At 67.0% G+C, this 19,026-nt stretch carries 15 protein-coding genes and 1 tRNA gene; 12 read left to right on the top strand and 4 right to left on the bottom strand.

From position 1 onward, the window contains the following. Window positions 1–4: 4 nt before the first annotated feature. The 7 genes from ACEN9H_RS06805 to ACEN9H_RS06835 all read left to right on the top strand — a co-directional run bounded on the left by ACEN9H_RS06805 (window position 5) and on the right by ACEN9H_RS06835 (window position 7,232). Window positions 5–1,099, top strand: a complete 1,095-nt coding sequence (locus ACEN9H_RS06805; protein ID WP_413674204.1) for an acyl-CoA dehydrogenase — start codon at window positions 5–7, stop codon at window positions 1,097–1,099. Window positions 1,100–1,121: 22 nt separating this feature from the next. Next, window positions 1,122–1,197, top strand: a tRNA-Asn gene (locus tag ACEN9H_RS06810). Between the two features lie 114 nt (window positions 1,198–1,311). Continuing rightward, on the top strand, window positions 1,312–2,529 hold the full coding sequence (locus tag ACEN9H_RS06815; protein WP_413674205.1) for a YeeE/YedE family protein: 1,218 nt from the start codon (window positions 1,312–1,314) through the stop codon (window positions 2,527–2,529). Between the two features lie 65 nt (window positions 2,530–2,594). Beyond that, on the top strand, window positions 2,595–3,980 hold the full coding sequence (locus ACEN9H_RS06820; RefSeq protein WP_413674206.1) for an MFS transporter: 1,386 nt from the start codon (window positions 2,595–2,597) through the stop codon (window positions 3,978–3,980). 25 nt (window positions 3,981–4,005) lie between these two features. After that, window positions 4,006–5,100, top strand: a complete 1,095-nt coding sequence (locus ACEN9H_RS06825; protein ID WP_413674207.1) for a tartrate dehydrogenase — start codon at window positions 4,006–4,008, stop codon at window positions 5,098–5,100. Between the two features lie 40 nt (window positions 5,101–5,140). Further along, window positions 5,141–5,485, top strand: a complete 345-nt coding sequence (locus ACEN9H_RS06830) for an HNH endonuclease (protein WP_413674208.1) — start codon at window positions 5,141–5,143, stop codon at window positions 5,483–5,485. Window positions 5,486–5,621: 136 nt separating this feature from the next. Beyond that, entirely contained in the window at window positions 5,622–7,232 is a 1,611-nt protein-coding gene (locus ACEN9H_RS06835) for a response regulator (protein WP_413674209.1), read from the top strand. On the opposite strand, the gene ACEN9H_RS06840 is transcribed toward ACEN9H_RS06835, so the two are convergent. Both ACEN9H_RS06840 and ACEN9H_RS06845 read right to left on the bottom strand, forming a co-directional pair. Beyond that, window positions 7,233–7,691: a response regulator gene (locus ACEN9H_RS06840; protein WP_025511382.1), complete on the bottom strand. Its 459-nt coding sequence runs from the start codon at window positions 7,689–7,691 to the stop codon at window positions 7,233–7,235. 18 nt (window positions 7,692–7,709) lie between these two features. Then, on the bottom strand, window positions 7,710–9,968 hold the full coding sequence (locus ACEN9H_RS06845; protein ID WP_413674210.1) for an ATP-binding protein: 2,259 nt from the start codon (window positions 9,966–9,968) through the stop codon (window positions 7,710–7,712). A gap of 254 nt (window positions 9,969–10,222) precedes the next feature. On the opposite strand from ACEN9H_RS06845, the gene ACEN9H_RS06850 reads away from it, so the two are divergent. The 3 genes from ACEN9H_RS06850 to ACEN9H_RS06860 all read left to right on the top strand — a co-directional run bounded on the left by ACEN9H_RS06850 (window position 10,223) and on the right by ACEN9H_RS06860 (window position 14,039). Beyond that, window positions 10,223–11,071, top strand: coding sequence for an alpha/beta fold hydrolase (locus ACEN9H_RS06850; RefSeq protein ID WP_413674211.1), 849 nt, complete (start codon window positions 10,223–10,225; stop codon window positions 11,069–11,071). Window positions 11,072–11,075: 4 nt separating this feature from the next. Beyond that, a complete protein-coding gene (locus tag ACEN9H_RS06855) occupies window positions 11,076–11,957 on the top strand; it encodes a helix-turn-helix domain-containing protein (protein WP_413674212.1) in 882 nt (293 codons plus the stop codon). A 177-nt stretch (window positions 11,958–12,134) separates the two neighbouring features. Next, entirely contained in the window at window positions 12,135–14,039 is a 1,905-nt protein-coding gene (locus tag ACEN9H_RS06860; RefSeq protein ID WP_413674213.1) for a PAS domain S-box protein, read from the top strand. Here ACEN9H_RS06860 and ACEN9H_RS06865 read toward each other — a convergent pair whose 3' ends face one another. Then, complete coding sequence (locus ACEN9H_RS06865) at window positions 14,040–15,236, bottom strand: esterase/lipase family protein (RefSeq protein ID WP_413674214.1); 1,197 nt, start codon at window positions 15,234–15,236, stop codon at window positions 14,040–14,042. It abuts the gene before it with no gap. A gap of 160 nt (window positions 15,237–15,396) precedes the next feature. Then, a complete protein-coding gene (locus ACEN9H_RS06870; protein WP_413674215.1) occupies window positions 15,397–16,641 on the bottom strand; it encodes a dienelactone hydrolase family protein in 1,245 nt (414 codons plus the stop codon). Window positions 16,642–16,845: 204 nt separating this feature from the next. Between ACEN9H_RS06870 and ACEN9H_RS06875 the strand changes: the two genes are divergently transcribed. Both ACEN9H_RS06875 and ACEN9H_RS06880 read left to right on the top strand, forming a co-directional pair. After that, window positions 16,846–17,283: a MarR family winged helix-turn-helix transcriptional regulator gene (locus ACEN9H_RS06875; RefSeq protein WP_056132385.1), complete on the top strand. Its 438-nt coding sequence runs from the start codon at window positions 16,846–16,848 to the stop codon at window positions 17,281–17,283. Then, window positions 17,280–19,016: an MFS transporter gene (locus tag ACEN9H_RS06880; RefSeq protein ID WP_082577642.1), complete on the top strand. Its 1,737-nt coding sequence runs from the start codon at window positions 17,280–17,282 to the stop codon at window positions 19,014–19,016. The genes ACEN9H_RS06875 and ACEN9H_RS06880 overlap by 4 nt, the downstream gene beginning before the upstream one ends. Window positions 19,017–19,026 lie beyond the last annotated feature (10 nt).

Genomic DNA, 19,026 nt, shown 5'->3' on the forward strand with positions numbered 1-19,026 from the left:
TGCCATGAATATCCTTTCTCCGCGCGACGCCGCCCGCATCGACCGCCACGCCGCCTCTGCCGACACCGACGGCTGGCTGCACCCCGTCCACCAGGCGCTGGTCCATCACCGCGGTTGGCTGCGCATGCTGGCGCCGCGCGCCGTCGGCGGGGAAGAGCGGCCGCTGCCGGACGTCGTGCGGCTGGAAGAAGCCATCGCCCGCGTCGACGGCAGCGTCGGCTGGACCGTCACGTTATGCGCCGGCGCCGGCTGGTTCACGGGTTTCCTGCCGCCGCACCTGGCCCACGCGATCCTGGCCACGCCCCGCGCCTGCCTCGCGGGCAGCGGCGCCCCGACCGGGCACGCGGACCGTGACGGCGACGGCTGGCGCATCGAGGGCGAATGGGACTACGCGAGCGGCGCGCCGATGGCCACGCATTTCACGTTCAACGCCTTCCTGCGCGAGGACGGCCGGCCGCTGCTGGATGCGGATGGCCAGCCGCGCATCCAGGCGTTCGTGGTGCCGAAGGAGATCGTCGAGATCGTGCCCCGGTGGCGCAGCATCGGCCTGCGCGCGACGGCGTCGCACGCCTACCGTGTCCGCGGCGCGTGGGTCCATGCCGACCACGGCTTCGTCATAGCCCCGGCGGCCGCGCGCGAGCAGGGGCCGCTGTACCGTTTTCCATTTCTCCCGTTCGCCTTCGTCACGCTGGCCGCGAACGTGGCCGGGATGGCGTCCCACTTCGTCGACCTGGCCCATGCTTGCATCGCTCGCCGGCGCAACCGGTTTGGCGGGCAGGACGAGCTGTTGATCGACGTGCCGGCCGTGCGCGCAGTGCTGGATGGTGCCCGCGGCAGGCTGGACGACGTGCGTGCGCGCTTCTACGCCCTGCTCGACGCGACGTGGGCCGACGTCGTCGCCGGCGCCGACGTCGCGGACGAACAGGCCGCGCAGATGCAGGCGCTGGCACAGGAGTGGGTCGCCGCGTCGCGCCACGCCGTCGACACGCTGTATCCGTACTGCGGCCTCGTGGCGGCCAGCGCGGACAGTGCCATCAACCGCGTCTGGCGCGACTTCCACACGGCGTCGCAACACGCGCTCTTGCTGCCGCAGAGCTGAGCCGCTATAATGCGGCCTCTTTTCCCTGATAGCTCAGTCGGTAGAGCGACGGACTGTTAATCCGCAGGTCCCTGGTTCGAGTCCAGGTCGGGGAGCCAGAATTTAAAATGGGCATCGAGAAATCGATGCCCATTTTCGTTTTTGCCCGCCCCAGCAGGAAACAAAAAAACGAGCGAAAATAACGACTTACGTTATCCCGAGATCGTTTCCTAATGTCTACTGCAGCTTCTCCAACATTCCCCCGTGGCGCCGACGTCAACCCGAAACCGCTCGGCGTCGCGCTGTTGCTCATCATCGTCGGCGCGTGGTATCTCGCGCAAACCGTCGGTGCGAAGCACGCTGCGTTGTTCGTCGTCGGCGCGTTGCTCGGCCTCGCGCTGTACCACGCCGCATTCGGCTTCACGTCCGCGTGGCGCGTCTTCATCGCGGACGGCCGCGGCGCCGGCCTGCGCGCGCAGATGATCATGCTCGCCGTCGGCGTCGCGCTGTTCTTCCCGGCACTGTCCGCAGGCACCCTGTTCGGCAATCCCGTCAACGGGCTCGTGTCGCCTGCGGGCACGTCCGTGATCGTCGGCGCGTTCATGTTCGGCATCGGCATGCAGCTGGGCGGCGGTTGCGCGTCCGGTACGCTGTACACGGTCGGCGGCGGCAGCACGCGCATGATCGTGACTTTGCTGGCGTTCATCGCCGGCTCCGTCATCGCCACGGCGCACATGCCGTTCTGGACGTCGCTGCCACAACTGAAACCGGTCTCGCTCGTGAAGACGCTGGGCCTGGCCCCCGCGCTGCTGCTCAACTGGGCCGTGTTCGCGCTGATCGCGTTCATCACCGTCGTCGTCGAGAAGCGCCGGCACGGCCGCCTCGTCGACCCGACCGTGCGGCCCGCGCACGCGTCGCCGTGGCTGCACGGGCCGTGGCCGCTGGTGGCCGGCGCCGTCGCGCTCGTCGTGTTGAACTTCGCGACGCTCGCGCTGTCCGGCCGGCCGTGGGGCGTGACGTCCGCGTTCGCGCTGTGGGGCGCCAAGGTCGCGCAGGCGATCGGCGTCGACACGGCGAGCTGGACGTACTGGTCGACGAAGGCGAACGCCGCCGCGCTGGCCGCGCCCGTGTCGCACGACGTGACGTCCGTGATGGACATCGGCATCGTGCTGGGCGCGATGCTGGCGGCGGCGCTGGCGGGCCGCTATGCGCCCGTGTGGCGCGTGCCGCTGCGCTCGCTCCTCGCGGCCGTCGTCGGCGGCTTGATGCTCGGCTATGGCGCGCGGCTCGCGTACGGCTGCAATATCGGCGCCTACTTCAGCGGCATCGTGTCGGGCAGCCTGCACGGCTGGCTGTGGCTCGTGGCTGCGTTCACCGGCAACGTGTTCGGTACGCGGCTGCGTCCGCTGTTCGGGCTCGAGGTCGAGCGGGTGAAACCGAGCGGCTGTTGAGCCCGGTCCGCTGCACGCTTCGCCGGACAGGCCTACAATCGATCCTTTTGCCGTCAGGATCGAGCATGCAAGCAGCAGTCAATACAACACCTCTCGAACAGGACGGATTACCCGCGGGTCCGCGCGCCTGGGCCATTCTCGCCCTCGCGCTCGGCGTGGGCATGTCATCCCTCGATACCGCCATCGCCAACACCGCGTTGCCCGCGATGGCGCAGCAATTGCACGCCTCGCCGGCCGACTCCGTGTGGATCGTGAATGCCTATCAGCTGGCCATGGTCGCCACCTTGCTGCCGATCGCGGCGCTGGGCGAAACCATCGGCTACCGCCGCGTCTACGTGGCCGGCATTGCCCTGTTCACGGTGGCCTCGCTCGCGTGCGCGCTCGCGTGGTCGCTGCCCGTGCTGATCGCCTCGCGTCTGTTCCAGGGCCTCGGGGCCAGCGCCATCATGGGCGTCAACACGGCGCTGCTGCGCGCCACGTATCCGGCGAAACTGCTGGGACGCGGCTTCGGCACCAATGCCCTCGTCGTCGCGGTCGGCTTCGCGCTCGGGCCGAGCCTCGCGTCGATCATCCTGGCTGCATCGTCGTGGCAATGGCTGTTCGGCATCAACGTGGTGCCGGGCATCGTCGCGTTCTTCATGGCGCGCAAGGTGCTGCCGGAAACGCGCCGCGCGACCCACCGCGTCGACCGGCTCGCCGGCGTCTACAACGTCGTCGCGTTTTCGATGGCCGTGCTGGCGCTGGGCGATGCCGCGCACCGCGTGGACATGAAGACGTTGCTGCCGGAGGCGTTGATCGCGCTGGTATTTTTCGGCCTGCTGCTGCGCCGCGAGCGCGGCCATCCGGCACCGCTGTTGCCGGTGGACCTGTTCCGCCGTCCCCTGTTCGCGCTGTCGACCATCACCGCCATCTGCACGTTCGCCGCGCAGGCGCTCGCGTTCGTCGCGCTGCCGTTCTTTTTCGAGACGACGCTCGGCCGTTCGCCCGTCGAGACGGGCTTCCTGATGACGCCGTGGCCCGTGATGGTCGGGATCATGGCGCCCGTCGCCGGACGATTGAGCGACCGGTATTCGCCGGGCCTGCTGGGCGGCATCGGCCTGTTGATCCTCGCGGCCGGCCTGGTCACGATGATGAGCCTGCCGGCAGCGCCGTCCGCCCTCGACATCGGCTGGCGCATGGCCGTGTGCGGCATCGGTTTCGGCTTTTTCCAGGCGCCGAACGTGAAGGCGATCATGGGCAGCGCGCCCGGCTCGCGTGCCGGCAGCGCCAGCGGCATGGTCGCCACCGCCCGCCTGACGGGCCAGGCGACGGGCGCCGCGCTCGTCGCATTCTGCCTTACCATCTCCCATGTACGCGGTCCGTGGATCGCGCTCGGCATCGCCGCCGCGTTCTCGTTCGCGGCCAGCGTGGCCAGTTTCTCGCGCCTCGTCGTTGCGGCGCCCGCGGTGTGAGTTTTACCATTCAAGAAAGAACCAAATGACACGACGTTTCAGGATCGCCGCCATCGCCGGCGACGGCATCGGCAAGGAAGTCCTGCCGGAAGGCCTGAAGGTATTGGCGGCCGCGGCCGAGCGCTTCGGCCTGCAGCTCGAGTTCACGCATTTCCCGTGGGCCAGTTGCGACTGGTACATCCAGCACGGCGAGATGATGCCTCCCGACTGGAAAGCGCAATTGTCCGGCATGGACGCCATCTATTTCGGCGCCGTCGGCTGGCCCGCGCTGGTGCCCGACCACATCTCGCTGTGGGGCTCGCTGCTCAAGTTCCGCCGCGAATTCGACCAGTACATCAACCTGCGTCCGGTACGCCTGTTCGAAGGCGTGCCGTGCCCGTTGGCCGGCCGCAAGCCGGGCGACATCGACTTTTTCGTGGTGCGCGAAAACACGGAAGGCGAGTACACGAACCTGGGCGGCGTGATGTTCCCGGACACCGAGCGCGAGATGGTGATCCAGGAATCCGTGTTCACGCGTTACGGCACCGACCGCGTGCTGCAGTATGCGTTCGAGCTCGCGAACGCGCGCCAGCGCAGGCATGTGACGGTGGCGACCAAGTCGAACGGCATCGCCATCAGCATGCCGTGGTGGGACGGCCGCGCGGACGCGATCCACGCCGACTACCCGGACGTCACCGTCGACAAGCAGCACATCGACATCCTGACGGCCCGCTTCGTGCTGCAGCCGGACCGTTTCGATGTCGTCGTGGCGTCGAATCTGTTCGGCGACATCCTGTCCGACCTCGGCCCGGCGTGCACGGGCACGATCGGCCTGGCGCCGTCCGGCAACCTGAACCCGGATCGCAGGTTCCCGTCGCTGTTCGAACCCGTGCACGGCTCCGCGCCGGACATCGCCGGCAAGGGCATCGCCAACCCCATCGCGATGATCTGGTCGGGCGCGATGATGCTGTCGTTCCTCGCCGCCGGCGCCGACGCCGATCCGCGCTGCGGCGAGGCGCACGATGCGATCGTGGCCGCGATCGAGGACGTGCTGCGCGAAGGACCGCGCACGGGCGACCTGGGCGGCACGGCGACGACGGTCGAGGTGGGCGACGCCATCGCGGCGCGCGTGCGCGGCTGACGATGCTTTAAACGGGCACGGCCGCCCCGATATCAGGAACATGGCGCGCCGTTCCCGTATTCCCGACTTCGATTCTCCTGCCCAGCCTGCCGCGGCGGACAGCCCGTGTCCGCTGTGCGGCCGGCCGCTCGGCACGGTCAACATCGACCGGCATCACCTGATCCCGAAGTCGCTGAAGGGCAGGGAACAGTTTCCTATCCATAAGATCTGCCACCGCAAGATTCATGCGATGTTTTCCGAGCGCGAATTGCTGCGGGCTTATCACACGTGGGAGGCGCTCAAGGGCGATAACGATATCCGGGCGTTCGTCGACTGGGTGGTGAAAAAGCCTCCGGAGTTTTATGCGCGGACGTTCACGTCGAATAAGAAGAAAGGGCGTGACTGACCGGTATGATCAGGATGGCATCACCTATGTCGCACGATTGAATCGAACGTCCCCCTGTCGTGCTTGGTGTTAAAATCGGATATTACTTTTTTGCAATTCTGGTTCCTTTTTTAATGCCGCTACTTCCGCAGTTGCAATGAACCAAGAAGACTCGAACACCTGCTCGGTTCTCCTGATCGACGACGAACCCTTTGCCGAGGACATCATCTCCCACGGCATGAAGGGATGCGCCGCCTATGCGTTGCGCTATGCCCGCGATCCCGGCATGGCGGTCGAGTTGGCCAAGGAAGTCGGCGCGACGGTCGTGCTCGTCGACCTGCGCATGCCCGAGATCGATGGCTTCGAAGTCACCCGCCGCCTGCGCGCGGACAAGGATACGGAACACATTCCCGTCGTCCTGTTGTCGTCCGAAGAAGATCCTGAGATCAAGGCGAAAGCGTTCGCCCTCGGCGCCAACGACTACCTCGTCAAGTGGCCCGATCCGCGCGAACTCGTCGCACGCGTGCGTTACCACAGCGATGCCTGCATCGCGCGGCGCCAGCGCGATGCCGCGTTCGTATCGCTGCGGCACAGCCAGGAACAACTGGCCGCCAGCCAGTCGGCGCTGCACCAGGCGCAGAAGATGGAGGCGATCGGCCAGTTGACGGGCGGCGTCGCGCACGATTTCAACAACGTGCTGCAGATCATCGGCGGCAACCTGCAACTGCTGAAACTGGTGGGCAACCTGAACGATGCCGGCAAGGCGCGCGTCGACATGGCGCTGGCCGGCGTGGAGCGCGGCGCCAAGCTGTCGTCGCATCTGCTCGCCTTTGCCCGCCGCCAGCCGCTGCAGGCCGTCGTGATCAATCCCGGCCATTTGCTGCGCGAAATGGACGACATGATGCGGCGCGTGCTCGGTCCGCGGGCGCGCGTCGTGACGGAGATCGCGGCCAGCCTGGGCAGCACGCTCGTCGATCCGAACCAGCTCAACAACGTGCTGCTGAACCTCGCGATCAATGCGCGCGATGCGATGGCGGGCGGCGGCACGCTGACGATCCGCGCGGCCAATGCCGGGCCCGACGGCACGTTGCCGACGGAAGTGCCGCGCGGCCATTATGTGCTGATCGAAGTGGCGGATACGGGCAAGGGCATGGCGCCCGAAGTACTGGAGCGCGCGTTCGAGCCGTTCTTCACGACCAAGCCGACGGGGCAGGGGACGGGCCTGGGCCTGTCGATGGCGTACGGGTTCGTCAAGCAGTCCGGCGGCGAGATCGTGCTGAGGAGCGAGCCGGGCAAGGGCACCAGCGTGCGCATCTACCTGCCGCGCAGCGAGGCCGAGCCGCAGCACGCGGAACAGGCGCCGACGGCGCCGCTGCTGGGTGGCATCGAGACCATCCTCGTCGTCGAGGACGAGGAAGACGTGCGCAGCACGACCTGCGGCATCCTGTCCGCGCTCGGCTACAAGGTGCTGGAGGCGCCGGATGCGGCGAAGGCCGTGGAGATCGTCGAGAGCGGCCAGCACATCGACCTCGTGTTCACGGACGTGATCATGCCGGGCCCGGTGAGCAGCCTGCAACTGGGCGAGGTGGTGCGTGCGCGCCTGCCGCAGGCGCAGATCCTGTACACGTCGGGCTATGCGGAGGGCGTGCTGGCGCACGAAGGGAAACTGGAGGCGTCCGTCAACCTGTTGCAGAAGCCTTACCACCCGGACGCGCTCAGTGCGCGCATCCGGCACCTGCTGCGGCGGCGCCAGGTCGCGATGATGTGATTACTTGTTGGGCTTGACGTAGCGCTGCGACCCCGGCGGCGGTTCGTTCAGCACGGCCCAGAAAATGCCCAGGTCCGCGATCGCGCGCACGAATTCCGTGAAATCCACCGGCTTGACGACGTAGGCATTCACGCCCAACTCGTAGCTGCGCACGAGGTCCTGTTCTTCCTTCGACGACGTCAGCATCACCACCGGCAGGGGCTTGAGCCCGTCCGTGCTGCGGACTTCGCGCAGGACTTCCAATCCATCGACTTTCGGCAACTTCAGGTCGAGCAGGACGACGGCCGGATTGCCGGCCGGGCGCGACGCGTATTCGCCGCGGCGGTGCAGGTAGTCCAGCGCTTCGGCGCCGTCGCGCACGATGATGACCTGGTTGGCGAGCTGGCTCTTGGACAGCGCGATCAGCGTGAGTTCGAGATCGTTCGGGTTGTCTTCGACCAGCAGGATGGGTTTGAGCATGGATGTCTTCGTAAGCTTTCAGTGAGATGCGTCTTGTTTGGGCAGCGCGAACGAGAACGTCGCGCCTTCGCCCTGCACGGAGTCGGCCCAGACGCGGCCGTTGTGGCGCTCGACGATGCGGCGCACGTTCGCCAGGCCGATGCCAGTCCCCTGGAAGTCCTCCATCCGGTGCAGGCGCTGGAACACGCCGAACAGTTTGTGTACGTACTCCATGTTGAAGCCGGCGCCGTTGTCCGCCACGTGGAAGACCGTCTCGTGCGGATGGTCTTCGGCAGACACGCGGATCACGGCCGGATCGCGCTGGCCCGTGAACTTGACGGCATTGGCCAGCAGGTTGAACAAGGCCAGGTGCAGGAAAGTCGGGTCGGCCCAGGCTTCCGGCAGCGTGCCGATGTTCCACTCGATGTTGCGGCCGCGCGTTTCCAGCGCCAGCTTGTCGAGGCAGGACGCGACGAGGTCGTTCATGTCGACCGTCGTCGGGCGCAGCGAGGCGCGGCCCATCTGCGAGAACGACAGCAGGTCGTCGACGAGCTTGCCGGCCAGGCGCGCGGCTTCCTTGATGTTCTTGAGGAAGCGCTGGCGCTGCTGGGCGTCCTCGCTGCCGGCCGATTCGAGCAGCAGGTCGGCAAAGCCGACGATGTGGCGCAGCGGCGCGCGCAGGTCGTGCGACACGGAGTACGAGAACGCTTCCAGTTCCTTGTTCGCGCGGCCCAGTTCCTCGGCCAGTTCGGCCATCTGCTCCGCGCGTTCGAGCGCGATGCCGAGGAGGGCGGTGCGGAATTCCAGCGCCATCTCGACCTCGCCCTGGTGCCACGGCTGGCTCGTGCCGTGGATCGTCTCGCGCCACGCGTCGAAGCTCGTGCGCGGCGACAGCTGCGTCGGCGGGGCGCCGGAGACGGCGCCCGTTGCCGCCGCCTTCGCGTGCGGATTGCCCGCCCACTCGATCGTGTGCACCCACTCGGGACGGAACCACAGCAGGTAGTGCTTGTGGATGCGCGAGATCGGCATCGCGAGCAGGCCGCTGGCGTTGCGCGTGAGGCGTTCCGCCGGCGGATACTGCGCGGACAGTTTATCGGTGTGGAACACGTCGCCGTGGTCGTGCAGCGTGAGCCAGTCGACGAGGGCGCGGACGTCGTCTTCCTCCGGCGTGTCGCCGTACGTGAGGACGCGGCCGTCGACCATGATCGCCGCGCCCGACGCGCGCGCGAAGCGCAGCAGGTCCGGGAACACATTGACCAGGTTCTCGACGAAGTCGCTGCCCTGCGTGAGGCCGGCGAGCATCGACACCATCGTGCGCCGCACTTCGAGGCGGAACTGCAGGTCGGCCGCGTCCTCGCGCGATTCGATGCACAGCGCGAGGATCTGGCCCAGCTGCTCGCACGCCGTGCGCTTTTCGAAGGCGATCGGGATCGGTTCCTCGTTGTGGCACGAGATCAGGCCCCACAGCTTGCCCTTGACCATCAGCGACACGGACATCGACGCGAGCGTGTTCATGTTGCGCATGTACTGCAGGTGCACGGGCGAGACGCTGCGCAGCGCCGCGAACGACAAATCGTTCGGCCGGCCCGTGACGGGGTTCAGCGCCGGCACGAGCGGGGCGGGCACGTAGGTCGCGTCCTGGATCAGGCGGATGCGCGACAGCTTGTACAGCTCGCGCGCCTGCGCCGGGATGTCGGACGCGGGGAAGTGCTGCCCCATGTACGAGTGATAGCGCTCATCGCGCGCTTCCGCCGTCACGTGGCCGTGGCCGTCCGCGTCGAACTGGTAGACGAGCACGCGCCCGAAACCCGTCACGGAGCGGATGTGTTGGCACGCCAGGCTCGCCAGCGCTTCGATGCCGGTCGCGTCGTTCACCTTCAGCAGGAAGTCGCCGATCAGCGGGTACAAGTGGCGGAAATCCGCCGCTTCCGCGCGATCGACGGCTTCGAATTCGGCGATGATCACGCCATCCCATTCGTGGGCCAGCACGTCGAAGTGGTGGCCGTTGGCCGTCGTGATCGTGCCGGCGTAGTACGGGCGCGGACCCAGGTCGGCCGCCAGCTCGGGCGCGATACGCTGCGCCGCCGCGGCGCCGATCACGGCCGCCAGCGGCTGCCCGACGGCGTCCCTCGCCGCGACGCCGGTCCAGTCGCCCACGTTGCCACTGGCCTGCAGCACGGCCAGGTCGGGCGCGAGCGTCAGCAGGAAACCGTGCGGCTGGATGCTGCCGGGCGTGCGGATCGGTTCCTTGTCGCAGGTCGACAGGTCGAGGACGGGTACGGTGGCGGCCTGGGTCATGGGTGGTAAACGGCGTGGGAAACGTCGGGTTGCAAGTGCAGCATTTTACAATGAAAAGCTGAACGCCGATTCGGCATTCCTACCATTCAATCTCGTCGATCCGCGCGAATCCGGCGAATTGCGCGGTGTATTGATGGGCTTGTCGCTGTAGAAATGGGAAATTCGACGACAGCCGTCATTACCTGGGAGGTAATCGCCGCGCCGCACGCCGCCCGGCACACTGGCTCCAACGTCAACCACCGAAGGAGACCATCATGACCCTGCAGCGACACACCCGCGCCTACACCGCCGCGCCGAACACCATCATCGCCGGCGACGTCAACCTGTACTACCGCGACTGGGGCCGCGGCCGGCCCGTGCTGTTCGTGGCCGGCTGGTCGATGTGCTCCGATTCCTGGGGCTACCAGATGATGGCGTTGTGCCGGCAGGGCCTGCGCTGCATCGCCTTCGACCGGCGCGGCCACGGCCGCTCGTCCGACCCGGGCGGCGGCTACGACCTCGACACGCTGGCCGACGACATCGCGGCCGTCATCGAAGCCCTCGACCTGCGCGACGTCGTGCTGGTCGGGCATTCGATGGGCTGCAACGAGATCGTCCGCTACCTCACGCGCCACGGCAGCGCGCGGGTGACGCAGGTCGCGCTGCTCGGGCCGATGACGCCGGGCATCACGCTGTCCGCATCGAATCCGCATGGGGTCGATCCCGCGCTGCTGCAACAGTTCCGCAGCACGCAGCTGCTGCACGACTTCCCACGCTGGATCGAGGAGAACGTCGAGCCGTTCGTGCCCGGCGCCGGCCCGCGCATGCGCGACTGGCTCGCGCAGATGGCCCTGCAATGCTCGCTGCAGGCGCTGCACGATTGCCACCTCTGCGTGGAGGAATCGGACATGGTGGCGGAGCTGGAAGCCGTCGACGTGCCGGTGCTCCTGATCGCCGGCGCCCGCGACGTCTCCGCGCCGCTGGAGCTGACCGCGCGCAGGACGAGCGCCCTCGTACCGGACTGCCGCCTCGTCGTCCATGAAGACGCCGCGCACGGCATGTTCCTCACGCACGTGGAGCAGGTCAATGGCGAGTTGCTTGAGTTCATCCGTGCGGAGGTCTAAATTGATGCCTTTACATCAACAGGGGATCGCGATGCAGGATGGACACGCGGCCGCGCGCAGCGACGGCTACTTCAGCGACTTCGGCTCGGCGCTGCGCTACTGGCGCATGCGGCGCGGCTACAGCCAGCTGCGCCTGGCAGTGGATGGCGGCGTCTCGCAGCGGCACCTGAGTTTCCTGGAGAGCGGACGGGCGCAGCCGAGCCGCGACCTGGTCCTGAAACTCGGCATCGTGCTCGACGTGCCGTTGCGCCAGAGAAACGCGATGCTGCTCGCCGCCGGCTTCGCGCCCGCCTACCAGGAGCGCAACCTGTCCGACCCGGAACTGTCGTCCGTGATGCAGGCGCTCGACTTCATGCTGCGCCAGCAGGCGCCGTTTCCCGCCCTCGTCGTGGACCGGCTGTGGAACCTCGTGATGTTCAACGAGCCCGCCGCCGGCTTCATGAAGTGGCTGCTGGGCCTGCCTTCCGACGCGGCCATCCCGCGCGACGGCTCCATCAACGTGCTGCGCCTGATGCTCGACCCGGACGGGCTGCGGCCGCGCCTCGTCAACTGGGAGGCCGTGTGCGCGGACAGCCTGTCGTGGATCCAGCGGGAAGCGATGGCGGACGGGTCGGGCAGCGAGGCGACGGCGCTGCTGGCCGAATTGTCCGCGTTGCCCGGGATGGCGGCGCTGTCCGACGGCCACGTGCCGAACCTCGACCGGCGCGCGCTGCCGTTTCTGCCGCTGACGATCGCCCACGAGGGTGTGGAACTGAACCTGTTCACGACGATCACGACGCTCGGCACGCCGCACGACGTCACCGTGCACGAGTTGCGGCTGGAATCGTTTTTCCCGGCCGACGATCCGACGGCGGCATGGTTTCGCGAAAATTTTGCGGTGCAATAATACTCATCAATTCCGGTGATTTTTGGTGAAGATGCATCGTCAATGCAAGTTTTTCGGCCCAGTAAAATACTGAAATTGACAATGTGAAATTCGTTAATCGCAACGCGCGCAAGGCTTTTTGCTGCGGTGTATGATGACCCGGTTTTGACCCTATTCGAGCGCATTCAGCCGCAGTAAATGAACGACCTGTCACCTACGCAATCCTGGCCAGACGAGCGGCGCTACCAGTACCTGATCTCCGGGATCAGCGACTATGCCATCTATATGCTCGATCCGAACGGCTACGTCAGCAGCTGGAATGCCGGCGCGAACCGGTTCAAGGGCTATGTTGCGCAGGAGATCCTGGGCGAGCACTTCTCGCGCTTCTACACGCCCGAGGACCGCGAAGCGGGGAAGCCGGCACGGGCGCTGTCGATCGCGCTCGCGGAGGGCAAGTACGAGGCCGAGGGCTGGCGCGTGCGCAAGGATGGCTCGCGGTTCTGGGCGCACGTGGTGATCGATCCGATCTACAACGAGGAGGGCGTCCTGCTCGGCTTCGCGAAGGTGACGCGCGACGTCACCGAGCGCAAGCGCGCCGAGGATGCGCTGCGCGAAAGCGAGCAGCGCTTCCGCCTGCTCGTGAACGGCGTCACCGACTATGCGCTGTTCATGCTGTCGCCGGAAGGCACCGTCACCAACTGGAACCCGGGCGCCGAGCGCATCAAGGGCTATAGCCAGGAAGAGATCGTCGGCAGCCATTTCTCGCGCTTCTATACGCCGGAAGACCAGGTCGCGGGCATCCCGAAGCGCGCGCTGGCCACGGCCGCCGCGGCGGGCCGCTACGAGTCCGAGGGCTGGCGCGTGCGCAAGGACGGTTCGCGGTTCTGGGCCCATGCCGTGCTCGACGCCATCCGCGGCGACGACGGCGAACTGCTCGGCTTCGCCAAGATCACGCGCGACCTGACGGAAAAGAAGAAGGCCGACGAGGCGCTGGAAAAGGCCAGCATCGCGTTGTACCAGGCGCAGAAGATGGAATCCATCGGCCAGCTCACGGGCGGCGTCGCGCACGATTTCAACAACCTGTTGTCGGTGCTGTCCAGCGGCCTCGAGGTGCTGAACCTGCAGCGGGGCGAGGGCGATGCGCGCACGCTGGAATCGATGCGGCGCGCGATCGACCGCGGCGCGCGCCTGACGCAGCAACTGCTCGCGTTCGCGCGCCAGCAGCCGCTGCAGGCGGAAACGCGCAACCTCAATGCCGTCATCCGCGGCTTCGAGACCGTGCTGCGCCGCGCCGGCAATCCGTCCATCGATTTCGTGATCGACCTCGACCGCAAGGCCCACAATGCCCTGATCGACAGCGCCCGCTTCGAGTCGGCGCTGCTGAATCTTGTCGTCAACGCGCGCGACGCGATGCCGGAGGGCGGCCGCCTCGTCATCGCGACGGGCAATGTCGTGGCGGACGGCCAGCATCCGGCCGGCCTCGCGCCGGGCGACTACGTGCGCGTGACCGTCAGCGACACGGGCACCGGCATGCTGCCGGACGTCGTGGCGCGCGCCTTCGAACCCTTCTTCACGACGAAGGAAGTGGGCAAGGGCACGGGCCTGGGCCTGTCGCAGGTCTACGGCTTCATCAAGCAGTCGGGCGGCGAGGTTGCCATCGACAGCAAACCGGGCGAAGGCACGACGATCGCGATCTACCTGCCGGCCGTCGTCAATCCCGCCGAGGAGGCGCAGGCCGAGCACACGGAGCGCGTCCTCATCGTCGAGGACGAGCCGGACCTGATGGACGTGGCCGCGTCGCTGTTCACGAGCATGGGCTACGAGGTCGTCACGGCCGCCAGCGGGCAGGAAGCGATCGACTTGATGGAACAGCGCGACATCGACATCCTGTTCACCGACGTCGTGATGCCCAACGGAATGAACGGCATCGAGCTGGCCACTTATACGCGCGAGCATTTTCCGACTATCAAGATCATGCTCGCGTCCGGCTATCCGCTGCCGGCCCTCAAGCAGCGGCATGGCGTCGACCTCAACGAGTTCGCGTTCGTCAACAAGCCGTATCGGCTGTCGGACCTGGCGCGGACCTTGCGGTCTGCGATGTGATTACAAGCCGAAGATGATGTCGCTGATCCGCTCGTAGATCGGGTCGGCCGACGGTCCGTTGTTCGGCCAGTTCAAGATATCGAAATGGTCGTAGCCGCGGTAATTGCCGAGGAAATTCCACGTCCCCTTGACGGCCTTGCCGTCGTAGTCGCGCACCGGATGGCCGCTCGGCGCGCGCATGCTCACCGTGTTGACTACGCCATCGTTCGGAAACCATGCCCTGTCGATGCGCACGCGGCCCGGCGCGTTCTGCGTGTACGAGCCCATGCCCGGCTGGGCCAGCGAGCCGACGATCCATTCGCCGGCGAACAGCTTGAAGTACGGGATCATGTCCGCGCGCGGATACTGGAACTGGACGTTCTGCACGGGCGCGAGCACGCGGTCCGTGCCGTTGCAGCACCAGGCGCCGGCTTCCGTCGCCAGCGTCCCCACCGAAAAGTAATAGGCCGATGGTGACGTCAGCGCCCAGCGGTTGAATTCGCGCGCGCCGTCCGGCGCCAGTTCCCAGTGGGCCAGTTCGTTGTCGAGGATGTCGCGCAAGGGGCTGCGCAGGTTCGGCTGCACGTCCAGCACGGCATCGCGCAGGGTGGTGCCGTCGTGCGGCGCGGAGATCGTCACGACGCTCCTGATCCAGCCCACCTTGCCGCCTTTGTACAGCTCGCCGCCGCCCTCGTCGCCGTCGGGCGAGCCGTGTTCCAGCAACTGGACCAGGGCGCGGATCGTCGTGCCGCCCTGGCTGTGGCCGATCATGTGGACCGGGTGCGCGGCATCCCATTGCGGGTAGAACGCGAGCGGGTAGTTGTCCGGATTGTTGGCCGGATCCGCGGCCCAGCATTTGCCGGCCGGCTTCTGTGCCTGGCCGGGATAGCCATAGCGCGCCACGTGGTGGGCGCCGTAGTCGACGCAGCCGCCCTTGACCTGGGCGTACAGCTCGGCGGCGCGGTCCCAGTTCGACGCGATCGCGCCCACCTGCGCGGTGAAGACGGTATGCGGGCCGTGGTAGACGGTCAGGTGCGCGGCGATGTTGCCGTAGCCGCCCCAGTACAGGAAGCTGCCGAGCGGATGCGATTCCGGCCCGAAGCCGAGGACGCCGTGCACGAGCACGACGGGATCGTTGTTGGTGGCGCGCGCGGAGGTGCCCAGCAAGGCGGCAAGCGCCAGCAGCGCGCAGGCGCAGGACTTCGTCAGTCGCAACATGTGACTCTCCATTGGACGTGGCGAGCCCATTGTCGGTTTGATATGCGGCACGGAGTTTGCGCTGCCTCGACCGGGACGACGAAACGGCTGCTGCAATGCAACAAAATGGCGTCGGTGTGGCTTGTGCGCACTATACCGCCGCACATTGTGCAACGCGAGGTCAGTTCGCCGCCGTCATGCCCGCCGCATTGCCCACCGCGCCATCGCCCGGCGTGGACGGGGCCGGCGTATTGGATGCCGTGACGGCCGCCTTCTCGGCCAGGTCCGGGTTCCAGACGACGTGCTCGTCCACCGAATACAGGCGGCATGGCTTGTCGCTCTTGGCCGAGCAGGTGGCCAGGGCGCGGGCTTCCGGATCCTCGCCTTCCTCGGCCCAGCACCAGGCGCCGCTGGGCGACACGGCGAACGCGCGCGGCGTCATCTTGGTCAGATATTCGCGGTAGGCGCGCTTGCCGTTCTCGGACAGGAACGGCACGGCCTCGATGTCCTCGATACCGGCGAAGTTCGTCGCCTGCGGCTGCGGCGGTTCCGGCACCTTGTAGACGACCTTGGTCGGCATGCCGATCTGCTGCAGGAAGTGCATCGTGTCGGCCAGCCATACCTTTTGGCCGTCGCGGCTGGCCAGCATTCCATGCGAATCTCGCTTGAACGGGGCGTACTCGACGAGCTGGGCGCGGCCGCCGGCCTGTTCGAACGCGTCGTGCATGCGCGCCACGAGTTCCGGCGAGAACAGCGAATCATTCTGGCCGTACATCCACAGGCTCGGCAGCTTGTTCTGCGACCCGTACTCGGCGAAGGCCGACACGAGGGCCGAGCGCCAGCCGCAGCCGTTGCTGTCGTCGCGCAGGCCGCCCGCGAAGTTGATCAGGCCGCGCACGCCCGGCAGGTCCTCGGTGCCGAGCGCCATCGTCGCGAGGCCGCCGTACGACTGGCCGGCGACGACGATATGGTCCGCGTCGACCCATTTCTGCGCACGCGCGTATTCGAGGGTGTCCTTGATGTCCTCGGCCTGGGTGTAGCCGTTGGCCGTCATGTCGCAGCCATGGTCGTGGTAATAGCCCGTCGAGTTGGCGAAGCCCTGGCGCATCGGCACCATCACGGCATAGCCGCGTGCCACGAACGCGTGGGCCATGTGGTAGAAGCGGTCGCGCGGCTGCAGGTTCGGGTGACCCGGATCCTTGCCGTGGTTGATGATGATGAGCGGGAAGGGCCCCGGGCCGTTCGGCTGGAACACGGTCGTCTCCAGGCGGGCCTGATGGTCCTGGCCGGCCGGGATCAGGACGATGTGCTCGTTGATCCGATAGTCGAGCTGAAGCTCTTGTTCGATGGCGAGACCCGGCAGCAGGGCCAGGGCGGCAATGAAGGCGGACGTCAGTTTGCGAACGGAAGGGCGGACTTTAAGCATGGAAGACTCTGCGACGACACCGGGTTTGCACTTTTCCCCGAGAACTGATTGCCTCGCGGAATGAATTGATTCTAAGCACGGTGATTTCTCAGAGCAATGTCCAATTAACCAAATCTCGAACTAAATCTTCACGTGTGGCCACATTTGCCATAACAGGCAGATAATCTGGATGGCCAACGATTGGGATGCCCATGTTTAACTGACATGAATACCGACGACCCCGACGACCGTTTTCTGCAAGCGTTACAAGGCAGCGCGCGCGCCTGGCGCCTCGCGCTCGAACGCCACCTGAAGGCGAACGGCCTGACGATGGCCGGCTGGAACGCACTGACGGCCGTGGCCGACAGCCCCGAACCGCCGTCGCAGCGGGAACTGGCGCGCCGGCTCGGCGTGGACGGCGCCACGCTCGTGACGACCCTCGACCGCCTCGTCGCGGGCGGCCTCGTGCGGCGCGGTTCGGCGCCGGGCGACCGCCGCGTCAAGCGCATCGCGCTCACGCCGCAGGGCGAGGCGGTGGCGGACCACGTCCACGCGGAAGCGGCCGCGCTGCGGCGCCTGACCGTCGCGCGGCTGGACGCCAGCGCCATGGCCGCGGCGGCGGCCGTGCTGGAAGACCTGCAGCGGCTGCTGGAGAACCCATGAGCGACGCCGATTACGCGCCGCGCCAGTGGCATCCCGACGAGCGCCCCACGCTGCCGGGCGGACCATCGTTTCCGAAGCACTCGATGCCGCGCCGCATCGCCTACTTCCTGATCGGCACGCTCGTGACCATCACGGGCGGCCTCGGTAACGCACTCGTCACCGTCAACCTCGTGAACCTGCAGGGCACGCTGGGCGTGTTCGCGGCCGAAGTCAACTGGCTGCCGACGGCCTACGTGATGACCAATGTGTCGATGAATCTGTTGCTGGTGAAATTCCGCCAGCAATTCGGCCTGCGCGCGTTCACCGAATTCTTCCTCGTGCTGTATGCCCTGATCACGTTCGCGCACCTGTTCGTCAACGACCTGGGCTCCGCGATCGCCGTGCGCGCGGCCCACGGCATGGCGGGCGCGGCCCTGTCGACGCTGGGCCTGTACTACAGCCTGCAGGCTTTTAAAAAGGAATGGCGGCCGCGGGGCATCGTGATCTCGACCGGCATCGCGCAGCTGGCCCAGCCGATCGCCTACATCTTTTCCAGGAGCCTGCTGCAGATCGCGGAATGGCGCGGCCTGTATCTGTTCGAGCTCGGGCTCACGCTCGTCACGCTGGCCGCCGTGCTGTGGCTGAAACTGCCGCCGGGCGACCGCTTCAGGGCGTTCCGGCCCGCCGACTTCCTCACGTTTTCCCTGTTCGCGCCCGGCATGGCGCTGCTGTGCGCGGCGCTCACGTTCGGCCGCGTGCTGTGGTGGACGGAGAACGCGTGGGTGGGGATCGCGCTGGCCGTGTCCATCGTGCTGCTGCTGGCCGCGATCTGCGTCGAGCACAACCGCGACAATCCGCTGCTGAACATCCGCTGGCTGACCAACGGGATGATCCTGCGCCTGTCCATCGCGCTGATGCTCGTGCGCGTCGTGCTGTCCGAGCAGAGCGTGGGCGCGGTCGGCTTCCTGCGCCTCGTGGGCCTGAACAACGACGAGATGCAGACGCTGTTCATCGTCATCCTGCTCGCGACGATCCTCGGCATCGTCGTCTCCGTGCTGGTCACCCGGCCGCCGCACCTGATGGCGCCGCAGGTGGTGGCGCTGTTGATCATGGCGCTGGGCGCATGGATCGATTCGAACGCGACCAACGCCACGCGGCCCGCCCAGATGTACGTGAGCCAGGGCCTGCTGGCGTTCGGCGGCGTGATGTTCCTCGGGCCGTTGCTGCTTACGCTGCTCGGGTCCGTGATCGCCAACCCCGCGAACCTGATCAGCTTTTCCGTGCTGTTCGGCCTGACGCAGAACCTGGGCGGACTGATCGGCTCGTCGCTGCTGGGCACGTTCCAGGTGATGCGCGAAAAATACCACTCGTCCGTGCTGGCCGAGCAACTGAGTTCGCTCGATCCGCTCGTCGCCGCGCGCATCCAGCAGTACGGGGCGGCGTACGCGCGCCAGCTGGCGGATCCCGCCGCGCGCACGCGCCAGGGCATCTCCGTGCTGACGCAGACGGCCGCGCGGGAAGCGAACATCCTCGCCTACAACGACGTGTTCCTGTTGATTTCCATCATCGCCACCCTGCTGGCGGCGTGGATCTTCGGCCGCTCGCTGTGGCTGAAGTACGTAGCGCCGCCACCGCCGGCGCCGGTGCCGGTGCCGGCACCGCCCGACCCAACCGATTCGCCGATCGCCGTCCCGTCCGGCGACCGCCGCACGGCGCCGCGTCCGCCCCAGCCGACGCCGGCCGTCCCAACCTGAACCGAGCCCG

Origin of the sequence: Massilia cellulosiltytica (assembly GCF_047325105.1) — a bacterium.
GTDB classification, from domain to species: Bacteria; Pseudomonadota; Gammaproteobacteria; order Burkholderiales; family Burkholderiaceae_D; genus Telluria; species Telluria orientalis.

Coding starts and splice junctions, on each gene's coding strand:
- ACEN9H_RS06805 (WP_413674204.1), top strand. CDS start 5: ATGAATATCCTTTCTCCGCGCGACGCCGCCCGCATCGACCGCCACGCC.
- ACEN9H_RS06815 (WP_413674205.1), top strand. CDS start 1,312: ATGTCTACTGCAGCTTCTCCAACATTCCCCCGTGGCGCCGACGTCAAC.
- ACEN9H_RS06820 (WP_413674206.1), top strand. CDS start 2,595: ATGCAAGCAGCAGTCAATACAACACCTCTCGAACAGGACGGATTACCC.
- ACEN9H_RS06825 (WP_413674207.1), top strand. CDS start 4,006: ATGACACGACGTTTCAGGATCGCCGCCATCGCCGGCGACGGCATCGGC.
- ACEN9H_RS06830 (WP_413674208.1), top strand. CDS start 5,141: ATGGCGCGCCGTTCCCGTATTCCCGACTTCGATTCTCCTGCCCAGCCT.
- ACEN9H_RS06835 (WP_413674209.1), top strand. CDS start 5,622: ATGAACCAAGAAGACTCGAACACCTGCTCGGTTCTCCTGATCGACGAC.
- ACEN9H_RS06840 (WP_025511382.1), bottom strand. CDS start 7,691: ATGCTCAAACCCATCCTGCTGGTCGAAGACAACCCGAACGATCTCGAA.
- ACEN9H_RS06845 (WP_413674210.1), bottom strand. CDS start 9,968: ATGACCCAGGCCGCCACCGTACCCGTCCTCGACCTGTCGACCTGCGAC.
- ACEN9H_RS06850 (WP_413674211.1), top strand. CDS start 10,223: ATGACCCTGCAGCGACACACCCGCGCCTACACCGCCGCGCCGAACACC.
- ACEN9H_RS06855 (WP_413674212.1), top strand. CDS start 11,076: ATGCCTTTACATCAACAGGGGATCGCGATGCAGGATGGACACGCGGCC.
- ACEN9H_RS06860 (WP_413674213.1), top strand. CDS start 12,135: ATGAACGACCTGTCACCTACGCAATCCTGGCCAGACGAGCGGCGCTAC.
- ACEN9H_RS06865 (WP_413674214.1), bottom strand. CDS start 15,236: ATGTTGCGACTGACGAAGTCCTGCGCCTGCGCGCTGCTGGCGCTTGCC.
- ACEN9H_RS06870 (WP_413674215.1), bottom strand. CDS start 16,641: ATGCTTAAAGTCCGCCCTTCCGTTCGCAAACTGACGTCCGCCTTCATT.
- ACEN9H_RS06875 (WP_056132385.1), top strand. CDS start 16,846: ATGAATACCGACGACCCCGACGACCGTTTTCTGCAAGCGTTACAAGGC.
- ACEN9H_RS06880 (WP_082577642.1), top strand. CDS start 17,280: ATGAGCGACGCCGATTACGCGCCGCGCCAGTGGCATCCCGACGAGCGC.